The organism is Streptococcus sp. 3.1, from assembly GCF_016648915.1.
GTDB lineage: Bacteria > Bacillota > Bacilli > Lactobacillales > Streptococcaceae > Streptococcus > Streptococcus salivarius_E.
On the sequence record NZ_JACLQV010000029.1, the window covers coordinates 1 to 14,262 of the forward strand.

Sequence of the window (14,262 nt, forward strand, 5' to 3'; positions counted from 1 at the left end):
GTTCCGTTCCACAGTATCATTTAAAAATCATTTTCACACCCTTTCGTCTATTAGTATAGAAGAAAGCTCTCAGCACACAATATCCACTTGTAGTTTATAATAACTATCTCCTCCTTTACACTTTAATTCAAATCTTTATTAAAAAATATTTCATCTTATTTAACAAGAAACCATATTTATATAACAACATAAAATACACTAAGTTATTTTATTGAACATATATCGTACTTTATCTATCCGACTATTTGGACGACGGGGCTGGCAAACAGGTTCACCGGTAGTAACATGGTACCCTTTTAACTCTGTTAAACAAACACTACGTCCATTTGTAAAGAAAGTTAAATCACTACGATATTCTTGAATACACCGAGCAGGGATTTCTCCACTAAGAATGACCTCATTATTTTTCAATTGAGTGTCTACGATGTTCGCACAATATTTAGGAGCATCGTTGTATGCTCGTGAAAGATATTCCTGTGGCGCATAAATTTTAAAACTAAGATATGGCTCTAACAATTCTGTTCCAGCTTTTTTTAAGACTTGTTCCAATACAATAGGAGCAAGCATCCGAAAATCTGCTGGGGTACTAACAGGGCTATAGTATAAACCGTACTTAAAACAGATTTTACAATCCGTCACATTCCAACCATATAATCCTTGTTCGCAACCATAGCGTATCCCTTCCATAACTGCATTTTGAAATGATTGATTTAAGTATCCAAGAGAAACCGAGCTCTCATACTGCATTCCACTTCCCAACGGAAGCGGTGATACAGATAAACCAATGGAAGCCCAGAAAGGATTTGGCGGCACTTCGATGTGAATGGTATATTCTGCATTTTTTAACGGTCTCTCCATATAAATGACTGTAGGCTCTTTTAGTTCTATCTCCACATGATACTTTTCTTGCAACAGTGCACTAATCACTTCCATTTGTACTTTCCCTAAGAAAGAAAGTATAATTTCATGTGTCGTAGAATCCACGTAATATCGTAGAAGCGGATCACTATCTGAGATTTCCAAAAGGGCATCAAGCAACATTTCTCTCTGTTCAGGTTTACTCGGTTCAACAGTTGTTTGTAGTAGAGGGTGCGGATTTTCAATCTTTTTTCTCTGTGGCAATAGTTTTGTATCTCCAAGAACACTATTTAACTTCAAAAACTCATTTTGCAAAATAACAATTTCTCCAGAATAAGCTCTATCAATCTTACATAATTCACCATTTATTGAAGTATACATTTCTGTAACTTTTATTTTTTCTTTTTCTGATACTCTAACCGAATCTCGTAAATGTAGTACTCCACTATAAAGGCGTATATATGCAAGACGTTGTCTTTTTTTTGTATATTCAATTTTGAAAACATTTCCGCAAAGTTCAGACGGACCTCGATGTGTTGATGAATAAAATTTATTCGTAATCACTTCTATAAGGTTATCAATCCCTATATTGTTTTTTGCACTTCCGTGATAAACAGGGAACAGGGAACAATTATGAAATCTTATGCTTTCCTCTTGTTCGAGTTCCAATGCTTCTAATGATTTACCGGACATATATTTCTCTAAAAGGTCATCGTTTCCCTCTATTACCGTATCCCATTGTTCAGATTCGGTAAAGTTCGTCACACACATATTAGGATACAGTTCTACCTTCTGTTTGATTACAATTTCGGCAGAAAGTTTCTCTTTAATATCCTGATAAACCGTTGATAAATCAATTCCATTTTGGTCAATCTTATTGATAAAAAAGATTGTGGGAATCCCCATTTTCCTAAGTGCATGAAATAATATACGAGTTTGTGCTTGTACGCCATCTTTTGCAGAAATCAGTAGAATTGCCCCATCTAAAACTGATAATGAACGATATACTTCTGCTAAGAAATCCATATGTCCTGGCGTGTCTATGATGTTCACCTTCGTATTTTCCCACTGAAAAGAGGTTATTCCTGTCTGAATTGTAATTCCTCTCTGACGTTCTAAAAGCGTATTATCCGTCCTCGTTGTACCTTTGTCCACGCTTCCTAATTCTGTAATCGCTCCACTGTTATATAATAAGCTTTCTGTTAAGGTAGTTTTTCCTGCATCAACATGAGCTAAAACTCCAATATTAATAATTTTCATGTGATTTTCCTCCATTCAAAAACCCAAAAGGGCATAAAAATCCCAGTGATAAATACTTTTATCACTGGGATTTTTATGCATAACCATAGGTATACAAAGCATACAGATATTCTCTGGATACTTTAGAATCACATGATAAAGGTATTCTTAAACTGGGTACAAAAAACTAAGCCCTCCTAAAAAAGGACATCTAATTATTTGTTCCCGCTATCAAATTGACAGTTTATTTAAGAATACCTTGCCGCATATTTATTAACTCCTTTTAAATAGTCACTTAAATAATAGCACGTAAGAGCATATTTGTAAAGGAATCTCCAATTTTTTATCAAAAAGAGTACATGATTACAAAGTATCTGTAATCATGTACCAATATTTGTTATTTTACAATCTTCCAATTACTCCCGTTCTTTTCAAGTACCAAATCAAATTGAGATACCTGCGTTGCTTTGGTCTGCTGGTCGATATACTCCACTGTCAGCGATACCGTGACTTGATTATCCTTACGATTGTGAATAGGATTTACCAGTTCTTGAAAGATGTACTCTTTTCCGATTGGTTTTAATATCCCGTCATTCACATAGTAGGAAAGTTCACTGGCTGTCGCTGTAGGATAGAGCTTGAAGAACGTCGTTAAAAACTCATTGATTTCATTGGTTGTAATGGAATCAACCGTCCCCTCACTTTCAATGGCTTTTGGTTTATAACTTGATTTCTTAGGTATGTTGGTAATGGTCGGATTCTTAACCAGTACCATATTTCCAGAACCATCTACATAGACACTCACTATATAAGCAGAGTGGACGGTCTTTGTATTTTCTCCCTCTGTAATGAGCTGGTCTACACTGTAGGTTACATTAAACTCATTGTCGCCAGTTGGCTCTACCGTCCATATCTGAAATCCTCTTACAGAAGACGATACAGGAATATCTTTGCGTACTGTATCAACATTGAGAGCTTGAAGTTCATCTGTCAGATAGCCTTTTAGACTTTCCATTCGATTATCAATGGACTTATCGGATTGCTCCCATGAATAGTAGACTTTCGCAAAGTTCTCTACAAAATTTTCTACATGATGAGTATCAACGTATTCCTTTTCTATGATAGTTGTTTCGTGAATAGTATGAGTATCTATAGCTGTAAAGTGCTTGAATATCGCAAAGCTGAAACTAAGCCCTAAAAGTACCCACAAGGCAATCACAACCTTTTTATGAGGATTGACCTTATAGACACGAGGTTTCTTTTCCTTTGGTATCTGTTTTTCTTTATTCTGATTTTTTCTAAATTTCATCATTAAATCTTCCTTTCTCATTGTTTGATTCGTCCTGCTCCCACTAAATGCTGTTGCCAGTAGGGGCTTGTTAAGTCGGCATAACCGATTGGGTCGCCTGCATGAAACATACGGTTATTGCCAAGGTATATCCCAACATGAGTAATATAAGAGCCAGCGTTATAGGTAGAATGAAAGAAAACCAAATCGCCAGCTTGTGCTTCCGATAGTGGGATATGCTGGGTCACATCATATTGCTGTTGTGCGGTTCGTGGTAAGTTAATTCCAGCTTTTCCATACGTCCATTGTGTCAGTCCGCTACAATCAAAAGAAGTAGTCGGGGAAGCTCCACCGTAAACGTATCGCCAGCCCTCATATTTCAGTGCTTCGTCCATGATGGCTTGTACCGTATCATCATCAAACTCTGTTGTGACAAGATACTGCGTTACCAGTTGCACATAAAACATATTGCCATAGTTGTATCGCCAGCCCCCATTGATAGGTATGGCTATGGGATTGGGGTAAGACACTTTTTCGCCACCTGAATACTCTTTTGAGAAACTTTGAGCCAGTTCAAAGGTATATTTATTTCCACGATTAGCCACATACCCTAAGAAACCACCACCATAATTGTAGGACTGGATAACCGATTCTAAATCTACACTGAGCCTTTCGCTACTGGCTAATAATTCACTGAAATACTTCACACCTTGCTTAATGGATTCTTCTGTACTCAATGAATTAGGTGGAAGACCGAGGGATTCCGAGGACTGCATAACATCTTCCGCAGTACCGCCCGATTCCACCTGTATAATCGCAAGAAGTATGTTGACATATTCTTCAACGCCATATTCTTTGGCATATTTTTCTACCATAGGCTTATGAGCCAGCACTTCTGCGGAAACATTCACACCTCCATAATGAATATTGGAAATTCCGCTGTCCTGTTCATCTGAAAATAAAATGGCAACAAACAGAAGCAGTGAGAAGACCATCAAGAATAATCCAGAACCACCAATCACTAAAGTTTTCAACTTCATGGTTTCTTACCGACTTTCTTAATGGTGGCGGTTTTGATTGGTGGTCTACTTCTTGTATTTTGTAGTGGTACTCTTTGAACAGTAGACGGACGTTCTTTTGTGATTGGACGTTGTGAAGTTCTATCTGCTGTAGTGGTTGAAGTTGCTGGCTTTTGAACGGTTTTTTCTTGAACGGTATTGCCTTGGCGTTCCACTTTTGGACTTGAAAAATCGGACTTAACTGCTGGACGCTCTTGTTTGGCTTGTTGAGATTCCTTATATGAAGTCTGAATATTAGACTGTTTTGAGGTCTGTTCATCATGATATTGTTCTTGTCTTGTAGTCGGTCTTTCATGAACAGAAGAAGCAGGCTGTTTTTTCTGTTTGACCTGTTCCATTTCAGAGCGACGCTTCGCAATGGTTTTTCGCCTTTGTTCCTGCTGTTCCTTGCGTCCACTGGCTCTGTCCGCTTTGGTTTGAGAAATACTACTGGTTAAATCACGGACATTCTCTTTTACTTTGGATTTTCCTTGATATACTGCATATCTTGCATTGGTCGGCAAATCTTTAACCTGTTCTTTCAAACCACTAGCAGTGTCTACCATTCTGTCTTTGGTATCAGCTACTGTACCGATGGTTTGACCGATACGTTTTCCAAGTGTTGATTTTTCCTTTCCGTCTGGTCGGGAGTGATCTGCTTGTGTCCTTGCAGAACTCCCCGAACCCGACTGTCCTTTTTTACCTGTAACAATGGCAGACCCAGCCCCTAGAGTAGTCATGGAACGTCCAAGTTTCCGCTGTAGACGGTGCATGTGAGCGTGCATAAGCATACGAGGTTTTCTCATCACACGACTTCCCACACTTTGAGAATCGTTACTCTGTAGAGAAAACATACTCATTAAATCGCCCAGCTTGAAGTAGATTCCTGCAAAGGTCACAATCTGTAGAAAAGCAATCAAAAAGAACGGATAACCAGCCGATAAGGTATAGAGCATGGTTGAAATACTAAATGCTGTCGTAATAATCAATGTGATTCCAGCTCGTGTCAAAATGGTATTAAAGAGCTTTGTTATGGCTCGTTTTGACATACCATCAAATGATGGAATCATGCTTAAAATAAAGCTCACAGGCAGAAACATAGCATAGATGATAAAAAGTACCTGCGAGAAAATCATGATTCCTGTTAATAGGAATACAAATATGGAAATCCCAATATTGAAGACAAATAGGAAGAAGACTGTACCTAAACGGTTAATGGTCTTTGTAATGGTTAGATTGGTATTGCTTCTGTCTTCAATTTCTTCCGCAACAATTTTTTCTCTGTCTTCGCCATTGTTGGAATCTGGGCTGGTGGAGAGCAGGCTTTCCACACGGTCAATACCGATACTTTCAATGTCTGAACTGTTGTATTGAAGCAGTAGCCACGGTTGCTGAACCTGTATGGAAAACAGGCTATCTCTGATTAAGTCCACGCTGTCCTTGCCTTGACTATCGGAATGGGGCATGACAATCTTCGTGCCAAGTGATAAACTGGCATTACTGATGTCTGATGAAAAGTCATTGATTTTTTTAATGTAGTCGGGAGCGTAGGCAATAAAGGAAGCCGATAGGATAAACACCAGCACAAAATTCATAATGGCATGAATTGCCTTTGTGGTTTCTCTCTTTATCAGTCCCGTATAGGCAACATAAACCCCAAGAACCAAAATCAAGAGTAAGAGGAATCCAACATAGAAACCCTCTGTTGAAAATCCGTTTGCACTCACACCAGCTAAGGTCTGCATATTCTTACCAATGGAATCTGCTGTAGCGGAAATGAAGTCTAAGGAATAGGCTTCCTGTACTAAGTAACCTGTCGCATTGGAAACATACAAACTGATTGTCCAAATAAAATTGGTAATGGCATATAGTCCATACATGACCTGTTTTCCAATCCCGTCCGACCAGTTCCACGGAAGCCAGCCCCAGCTATTATCCACATAAAAATCCAGTTGATAGTTTTCAAGTGGGTATCGGCTGTATTCATTTGCCACATTGACCGTATCATCTACCAAGCCCGCAGCTTGAACCACCGTTCCCAGCATGGCTAAAAGAAAAATGGCAATCACAAGTGTGAAAGCCACTGTCATTGCCACTTTACCTAGACGTTTCAGCGTCCAGTTTGATTTTATTCTGTTTACTATTGATGGTTTCACATTTACACCTCTTTTCGCACAGGTGGTCTGGTATCAAAGGCATGGAGCAGTTCTTCAAATACAGGGTGGAACTGTATCACACCGACACGACCATATAAATCACTGATAAGGCATTGCCCGTTTTCCAAATCACGCAATCGCTTCTGATTGTTTTCGTCCTCTGGGTCTACACCAAAAAAGGCTAAGGTCTTTTTAATCTCGTTAAGGTCAGTGGAACGAAATGCAAATTTTAAGCCGAGGTTATTTTTCAGTTTTTCATCTAAGAGGTCGTCTGTATTTTGGGTCACGAAATATACCCCAGCGTTCATAGCACGACCAGCCCGAACCAGCTTCATAGATAGTGTTTTTCCTTGTGCTACCTGTAAAAAGCTCCATGCTTCGTCTAAATCTACAATCTTGAAAATGCTTCGGTCTGTATGGATAAAGTCTAAAGCAAAGGTACTAATGACAATCAGCATAGCAACGGATAAAAGCTCCATAGTGGTATATTCCTCAAAGGAAGTTTCCTTGTCGGGAAGTACCAAGTCCGCAACCTGTATAATGTTCAGTTGTTTTTCTAAGCTGATAGACTGCTCCACATAACCATTACTGAATAATAAATGTGCAAAGTCATAGTCTGTAAAACTTTCGATATGGTCGGCTATACTGGTACTTAGTGGCGTATTCTCAACCCGTAATTCCTCAATCACTTTCATCAACCCTCGTACTTCACTATTGGTTACTGCACGAATGGCTTTTCTAAGGATTGGGAAGCGTTCCCCATCACGAGAGGAAATCCCCGTAAGGAATGTCAGAATATCAATAGCCAGTGATTCAGAATCTTTGGGATTTTTCATAATCACATAAGGGTCAAGTAAGCCTTTGTTTTTCTCATCAGAAGTCAGAGTGACGATATTGATTTCATGGGAAATCTCTGGCAAGGTTTCTTTCCATCTGCCACGTTCTGCTTTTGGGTCTACAATCACTGCTTGTGCCCCATAAAGCACCGCATAATAGACGATAAGGTTATTCGCAAAGGATTTACCACCACCCAGCGAACCAACAAAAGCCGACGCTAACGCATTGGTTACTGAACCCTTAACCCCTTGACTGGCAAGAGCAGGTTTCAGATAGACATTGCGTCCAGTATCTAAGCTGTAGCCAACATAAATCCCCTCATTTTCCCCCAGCATTTGAGTAGCACCAAAACCTAAACCAGCGAGGAAATCAGAGGTCACGTATTGAATATAATCATTCATATAACGCTTGCTGGCAGGTAAAAATTCTTCATGTAAGCCGAGCATATCCCCAAATGGTCGTACCAGTTTTACGCTTAAATCGTCATAAAAATCTTTCACTTCATTACAACGACGTTTGAGTTCGTCAAGATCATTTGCTGATACCCTTACCACATAAGACAGCTTGTACATAGATTCCTTGCTTTGGTCTAAATTGGTTTCCAGCTCATTCACACTTTCCAGAGCTTCCGCCACATTGGAGCTGGTTTCATTATCACTTTGCCAAGCGTGGTTATCCAAGTCTTTCAGTTCTTTCTTTTTATTGCGGACAGTAGATAGGGCTTTACGATTCGCTACAATTTCCACATTCATTGACGTATCAATCGGGAATGTAAATTGCTGTTGCTGGTAGTAGAAGATTTCAGAGGACGGGAAGTCCAGTTCTCCGACAATGCTGTTAATGGTAAAGTAAGCTACATAGACGGTTTCATCTTCCTGCTGGATTTTCAAATATCGCTGTTTTTCTTCCACCAAACAGCGAGTAGGCTTAATCAAGTCATAGTATTTAATCAGCGTTTCATTATCCAGCTTTTTCTTTGATAGATGGTACTCATACTCTTCATAGGCAGTGCCTGTCTGTCCGTAAAGGTGTTCAATCAGATAGCCGAAGTCGTCCTTATCTAACCTGCGGATTTTGAAACGACGAGAGATTTTATTTTCTAAGAGCTTTTCCATCTTCTGAAAACGCAGGATTTCATCATTACTCATACTAACAAAATCGCCCATCAGCTTATGGTTCACATCATAGACAAAATCAGACAAAGCATTTTTTGCTTCAACGGTAAGACTTTTCATAGAAAACTCCTGATCGTTGAGAAGCAACTTAAAGCCGATAAAGAAACGGTAGTTCACTTGATTTTCGCCAATCATGGATATTAAAGCGTCTGTCTGTTGGTCGATTTTGTCATAGGCAACCGCTTTGAGCTTGCCAGTGACTTCATTTTTGGAACGCTCTTGTGCAGAACGTATGCTGGATTCTGTACTGATTTGTAAAGCATGAATTTTGCCATCACGATTTTGTGCGATAAGCTGTCTGAAAGAATCATGCACTTGTATTTTCTGTTCTGGACTTAGAAATGAGTAATTGTAAGGAACAAGCTCATAGTAAGCATAACATTCCCCGTCTTTATTCCAGACGAGATTGTTTTCAATGTATTTAATTGGATATGCCATAAAATTCACTCCTAACTGCTGTAATGGCTTCTTGTGGCTGGTTTCTGCCAAGCGTTACTTTTTTTCCTGCATAGGTCAGCTTTGGTCGCAGTGCATAAGCAATGACAGACTTCAAAAATCCATAAGGCTTTTTACCATCAAAAGTTTTTGTAGACATAAACCATGTGAAAGCCACAGGAATCCCAAAGTATTTGAGAAATGCTCCCTCTATCATGGAAAGAGGGGGCAAGTTGCCAAGTATCATCACTGCAAAGAGTGACACGACAAACCATGTCATTTGCGTAAAGGTTATGGGAAACGGAAGTCTAAAATCATTGATAGAATACAGTACCTTTTCCACAGACCAGATACTGGTATAGCTTCGTATTTTCTTCATGTAATCAATCCTTTCATAAAAAATAGGGGTAGCTGATTGAGCCACCCCGTAAAATAGAAAATCTGCCAGTAGTAATGTACCGACAGATTTAATAGACGATTTCAAAAATCCCATGATTGGTTGAGATAAACGTTCCTGAAAGGTCTAAATCCCGACCATAGGCTTGATAATCAATATAGTTTTGAAGACTAGCTGGTACTTCGCCTAAAGCACCCGTTTCTTCAATGTAGTAGCGTGCCACGTCATACATATCATCACAATCGGAATGAATGATAATATCCTCTTGATGTTCGCTTAGTTCTTCAATGCTTGAAAAATGAGTGAGCAGAGCAGATAGCTCCGATTGTAATTCTTCGGGTAATTCCGATACCATTTCCCATAGTCGATTGAGTTCGCCAATGGAAGTGTATTCGTCAACCGTAAAGGGTAACTCGTAGTCATGAATGGCGTATTCCTCATATTCATCATTCAAGCCGATTTTCTCTTTGACTTCCTCAAAGTCAATGGGAAAGGTAAACCACGCACCGACCAATTCGCCCTCATTGTATTTGCCTAAATTCGCAATATAGACTTGCATATCGTCCATATATTCACGTCCTTTCTTTGTAGAGATTCAAAAATCCCTACCGCACTTCGTTTGGTGTACCATTCCTTTGCGGAACATAAGAAAACCACTTATATTCCACAAAAGAACGGTTTTATTTAAGCACCAATAATGCGATTGAATAGCTCTAGTAAAATGTCTTTTACTCCAGCAGCGTTGAAGACTAAGCCAACCGCAATAATCGCAATAATTAAAAAGCCAATCAGTTTGCTAAACTCACGCTTGAAGCCAAGATACAAGCCAATCACAACGATTGCTAAAAGCACCAGTGATTGAGCGTTTGATAGAAACCAGTTATAAAGGTTTTGTCCAAAATTCATAAAAATGTTCTCCTCTCTATATTCAATGAATTTGTATTTGAGTTATTTTTTTGTTGTTATCACGTCCTGTTCTTTTACTGACTGTTGCTTCAAAATCTGCTTGTGTCGGTCTGTCAGTTTCGCATGGTCGAGAATGTCTTTTACAACCTGCGTCTGGTTGATTTCATCAAGTTTAATCGCAACCTTTAAGGTCGGGGCAACTTGATGAGATAGCCAGTTCAGCGTCCTTTGGAAGGAGTAAGGCTCTGGTTTTGTGGTTAGTTTTAATCGTTCACGATTGTTCCCAATAAACCAAGCCCATTCTTCATTCAGTTTCCAATCAGAACGAGGTTTGGAATCGTCTTTATCTACAAAACGGATATACCGATTGATAATTTTAAAGGCGGTATGCTCTGGATTGTCATAGACGAGTAAATCACGGACTGCATAATAGGCACGCTCATTTTTCAATCGAATCTCAAAACGGTTTTTTACTTCTGCGTCTTCAATGGGAATATCATTTTTCTTGTACTGCTCGTAGTCCTTTTCATAGATACAGAAATAAACTTCACTTTGTAATGAACCGATATAGAGGGTGTTTCCCATACATTCCTTTTCCTCTTTGCGTACCAGTTCGCCACTGCGATAGCTTTTAAAACTGCGGAAGACGGAGATACATTCTTCCTGTTGGCATTTTTCAGTGAGTACAGGGATATTTAAAATCCCTGTCTTATCGTTAATGGCAAGGTCAAGGCGTTTCATCACACCGCCAGCCACCAAAACGTCCATAAAGAACTCATACCAGCTTCTTTGTTGTGCCAGAAGATAGCTTTCAAATTGTCTGCACCCACGACCTTTCAATTCCACCAGAACTCCTTTGTCCAGTTCATGGGAGCAAAGGACGAATATGTCGCCTAAAGCATAATGCTCTGAATAAGAATAGAAACCATAGTCCTCATGAAGAAAATAGGACAGTTTCAGTTGTAAGATGTTTTCGACCACCTGCTGTACGTCTGTTGTCGGAAAGCGAATTCTTACATAATCAAACAGCATTTCAAGGGGAGCGTCGGGATTGAAGCGTTCCAGAGCTTCCCAAAGGGACTGCTGTAAATCCTCTGATGGCTTGACTTTTCCTGTTTCAATATCGCTTAGATACTGCCTTGTAATACCAGTCGCAACAGCTAAACGGTTTTGAGATAGTCCATAAGCCAAGCGTTTTTCTTTTAAATGCTGTAACCAAGTTTGTTCATTCAGTAAAAATCCCTCCAATCAAAAAGGCGTATGTCAACTTTTAAAGCCCATTTGACATACGCTGAAATTTTGTAAATCCCTTGTAACCAAAGGATTTTCTAATGTTTTTTTGACTGTTTCCTGTCGATTTGTACCCCCCTGTTAGATACGGGGGGTTAAGTGCTGGCGTGGCTATTGCCACACCAGCCAGCAAGATCAGTCCACACCTGCGACTTCCGCTTCGCACGTCGCCTGCGTGGACTGTCTGCTGTTGGATAACTTTTTAATTTCCTCCAAGAAATCATATCCTTTTGGTACAAGGGGAGTATAAAACTCTGATATGACACTTGTTCCTACATCAACATAGCCACGACCTTTGATTCGCTTTAAGAAGAAATCCTTTTGTACGTCACTGCCAAACATCATGCCATAGCCCATTTCAGACATACGACCTAAAGCCACTCTGAAATTAAACTGATCACGGATTCCGTCGCCTAAATATTTTGCGTCTGGACGTTGACAAGCCAGTATTAGAAAGAAGCCAGCTTGACGACCTAACATGACAATCTGTTTCAGCTTATTCATAACTGCGGTGTTTTCTTTTGTTCCCAGCATTTCCATGAAAGCGACGTATTCATCAAAGATTAAGAAGTGTGCCGGGAGACCTAAGTAAGCATAATTTTTGCCAGTCTTATAGTTCTTCATCTGCTTCATTTCCTCACTACGTTTCATCATTTCTTCATAGAATGTTTCAATGCAAGAAAGCAAGTCTTCTTTTCTATAGTAGACATTTGCCATCACAGAACCTAAGTCCGCAAGATCAGCATTTTTCGGGTCAAGAATATACAGTTTTGAATCTGTATGAAGCAAGGCTTCAATCAGTGTCAGTATAAAGTAAGTTTTACCGCCACCTGTACCACCAGCAATCAACATATGAGGGAGCTTATCATATTCCCACCATACGTTTTTCATTAAGCGAAGTTTACCATCTTTAGCTTCTACTTCATCAATAGAAATACGACTGGCTATGGTGTCATAGAGCAAAGTATATTCCACATAGGAATCCTTTAACTCTTTATCCGTCAGCTCACAGTACAAGCCACTCTCTAATTTCTTTTCCAAGTGTAAGAGTTGGTCTTGATATTTTCCCAGCGTGATTTCCACCCGTATCTGTATCAAGCCATTTTTAAGTCGATAATACATTTTAGGGAAGTAGGTTATCTTTTCCTTTGTACGACCAGCACTATCTTTAAAGAAACCCTCTGTTTTGACCTGTTCAGATTCATACCACTTGTTTTCAAGTATCATCTTTGCCAGTTTTTGACGGTGGTAAAGTTGTTTAACCGTATCATAGCGAACCCGTTTGAATACAAACGCTACCAGCAAGCAGATAAGAATTGCGACACTGAAACTGATAATTAAATAGGGAATGTCAATCTTATCTGCTTGTGATAGGTTAAAATCCTGCCAGTTGATCTGCTGGATTGTCTTCACATGAAACAGTCCGACAACCAGCAGGAAAACAGGCAGGAGTGACGCTATCGTAAAATGAAAGACTAAATCTTTACCAGATGGGCGAATCCTTTTACCACGCTGTTTCATGCGAAAAAGTCTCCTTTCTACCTAGCGACTATTTGTCTTGTGTCGGTTCTTTCTTTGCTTGTGGTTGAGCTTTGAATGAACTAGAATCCTTTGTCAGCACAATATCGTCTGCCTTGATATACCAGTCAACATCTGCTCCTTGATAGGTGGCAGTAGCAACGGTGTCCGCAATGGGATTGATAAGTTCCACCCGTGCGTTATAATCAAACTCTTTCAAAGGCACGCTGGCAGGAATACTTACTTGAATCATGCGTCCTTGTCCTTTGGATTTTAAGTCATAGGTACGTTCCTTGATTTCATCTGAAACCGACCCGTCTTCATTTTGGATTCTCACTTCACGACGTAGAGCAGAGAATTTCAATTCTCCAAAAGTCGTGTCTTTATCTAATACAATGCCATTTGCTAATCTCATCATTTTTCCTCTCTTTCTTTATTCTTTTATCATGTCGTCAGCATGTAAAAGGTAATTTGTAAAACCACGAGTGCCGATTTTGTAGCCCTCTGCGGTAATACGTGGATTGACTAACTTCACACGTTCCTCAAAGTCGAAATGTTTTTCGCCAGCTTCAGCAGGAAGCACCACCACAATATCATCTGCTCTTTGAACATCAGAATAGAGATTATAGCTTCTTGATAAGACAGTTAGCCGTCCGTTGATTCTTCGCTGAACGACTTTATCCTCGCCAGCAAATTCTAAATTGCCGAATGTTTTTTCCATGTTGGGAATCACAAATTTAAGTTCCATATTTTTACCTATCCTTTCTTTTTTATTGGCTGAATGAATGTTTGATGGTCTTAAAGAGTGGGGAACGACCTTTTGATTCTTGATTTTTTGTTTTCATAAGTTCACTTCCTTTCAAAATCGGGTAAAAAAATAGACACCTCATTTTTTGAAGTGTCTACCTATTAAATATTCAAATTTTATTGGAAGTATCTTTATATCTTCACTTTTCAAGGATAAATCGTCGTATCAAAGCTCATTCATAAGTAGTAAATTAGTAGTAAATTGAGTGGTTTTGACCTTGATAAAGTGTGATAAGTCCAGTTTTTATGCGGATAACTAGATTTTTATGCTATTTTTAGCTGTCTCATATACAAATCT

Annotated in this window: 13 protein-coding genes and 1 pseudogene; all 14 read right to left on the reverse strand. The window is 39.3% G+C overall.

Annotated features, from left to right (window positions below):
* Positions 1 to 198: 198 nt before the first annotated feature.
* The 14 genes and pseudogenes from tet(M) to H7U02_RS10870 all read right to left on the reverse strand — a co-directional run bounded on the left by tet(M) (position 199) and on the right by H7U02_RS10870 (position 13,905).
* On the reverse strand, positions 199 to 2,118 hold the full coding sequence (gene tet(M) / locus H7U02_RS10805) for a tetracycline resistance ribosomal protection protein Tet(M) (RefSeq protein WP_000691727.1): 1,920 nt from the start codon (positions 2,116 to 2,118) through the stop codon (positions 199 to 201).
* A gap of 15 nt (positions 2,119 to 2,133) precedes the next feature.
* Positions 2,134 to 2,181 (reverse strand): annotated as a pseudogene (locus tag H7U02_RS11730) (hypothetical protein); the annotation flags it as partial.
* 313 nt (positions 2,182 to 2,494) lie between these two features.
* A complete protein-coding gene (locus H7U02_RS10815; protein ID WP_001224319.1) occupies positions 2,495 to 3,427 on the reverse strand; it encodes a conjugal transfer protein in 933 nt (310 codons plus the stop codon).
* Positions 3,424 to 4,425, reverse strand: a complete 1,002-nt coding sequence (locus tag H7U02_RS10820) for a lysozyme family protein (protein WP_000769868.1) — start codon at positions 4,423 to 4,425, stop codon at positions 3,424 to 3,426. Before H7U02_RS10820 ends, H7U02_RS10815 begins: the two co-directional genes overlap by 4 nt.
* Positions 4,422 to 6,599: a CD3337/EF1877 family mobilome membrane protein gene (locus H7U02_RS10825; RefSeq protein WP_000804748.1), complete on the reverse strand. Its 2,178-nt coding sequence runs from the start codon at positions 6,597 to 6,599 to the stop codon at positions 4,422 to 4,424. The genes H7U02_RS10820 and H7U02_RS10825 overlap by 4 nt, the downstream gene beginning before the upstream one ends.
* 2 nt (positions 6,600 to 6,601) lie before the next feature.
* Entirely contained in the window at positions 6,602 to 9,049 is a 2,448-nt protein-coding gene (locus H7U02_RS10830) for an ATP-binding protein (protein WP_000331160.1), read from the reverse strand.
* Positions 9,033 to 9,425 (reverse strand): conjugal transfer protein, encoded by a 393-nt coding sequence (locus H7U02_RS10835; protein WP_000723888.1) that lies wholly within the window; start codon positions 9,423 to 9,425, stop codon positions 9,033 to 9,035. Before H7U02_RS10835 ends, H7U02_RS10830 begins: the two co-directional genes overlap by 17 nt.
* Before the next feature lie 88 nt (positions 9,426 to 9,513).
* On the reverse strand, positions 9,514 to 10,011 hold the full coding sequence (locus tag H7U02_RS10840; RefSeq protein WP_000342539.1) for an antirestriction protein ArdA: 498 nt from the start codon (positions 10,009 to 10,011) through the stop codon (positions 9,514 to 9,516).
* Between the two features lie 116 nt (positions 10,012 to 10,127).
* Positions 10,128 to 10,349 carry a hypothetical protein gene (locus H7U02_RS10845; protein WP_001009056.1) on the reverse strand — a complete coding sequence of 74 codons (222 nt, stop codon included), beginning with the start codon at positions 10,347 to 10,349 and terminating at the stop codon, positions 10,128 to 10,130.
* 42 nt (positions 10,350 to 10,391) lie between these two features.
* The gene (mobT, locus tag H7U02_RS10850; RefSeq protein WP_000398284.1) at positions 10,392 to 11,597 is read right to left on the reverse strand and encodes a MobT family relaxase; all 1,206 of its coding nucleotides are present in this window, start codon (positions 11,595 to 11,597) and stop codon (positions 10,392 to 10,394) included.
* 22 nt (positions 11,598 to 11,619) lie between these two features.
* Positions 11,620 to 11,772: a hypothetical protein gene (locus H7U02_RS10855; RefSeq protein ID WP_000879507.1), complete on the reverse strand. Its 153-nt coding sequence runs from the start codon at positions 11,770 to 11,772 to the stop codon at positions 11,620 to 11,622.
* 2 nt (positions 11,773 to 11,774) lie between these two features.
* The gene (locus H7U02_RS10860; RefSeq protein ID WP_000813488.1) at positions 11,775 to 13,160 is read right to left on the reverse strand and encodes an FtsK/SpoIIIE domain-containing protein; all 1,386 of its coding nucleotides are present in this window, start codon (positions 13,158 to 13,160) and stop codon (positions 11,775 to 11,777) included.
* Between the two features lie 28 nt (positions 13,161 to 13,188).
* Positions 13,189 to 13,575, reverse strand: coding sequence for a YdcP family protein (locus H7U02_RS10865; protein ID WP_000985015.1), 387 nt, complete (start codon positions 13,573 to 13,575; stop codon positions 13,189 to 13,191).
* A 15-nt stretch (positions 13,576 to 13,590) separates the two neighbouring features.
* Entirely contained in the window at positions 13,591 to 13,905 is a 315-nt protein-coding gene (locus H7U02_RS10870) for a YdcP family protein (RefSeq protein ID WP_201043344.1), read from the reverse strand.
* Positions 13,906 to 14,262: the final 357 nt, after the last annotated feature.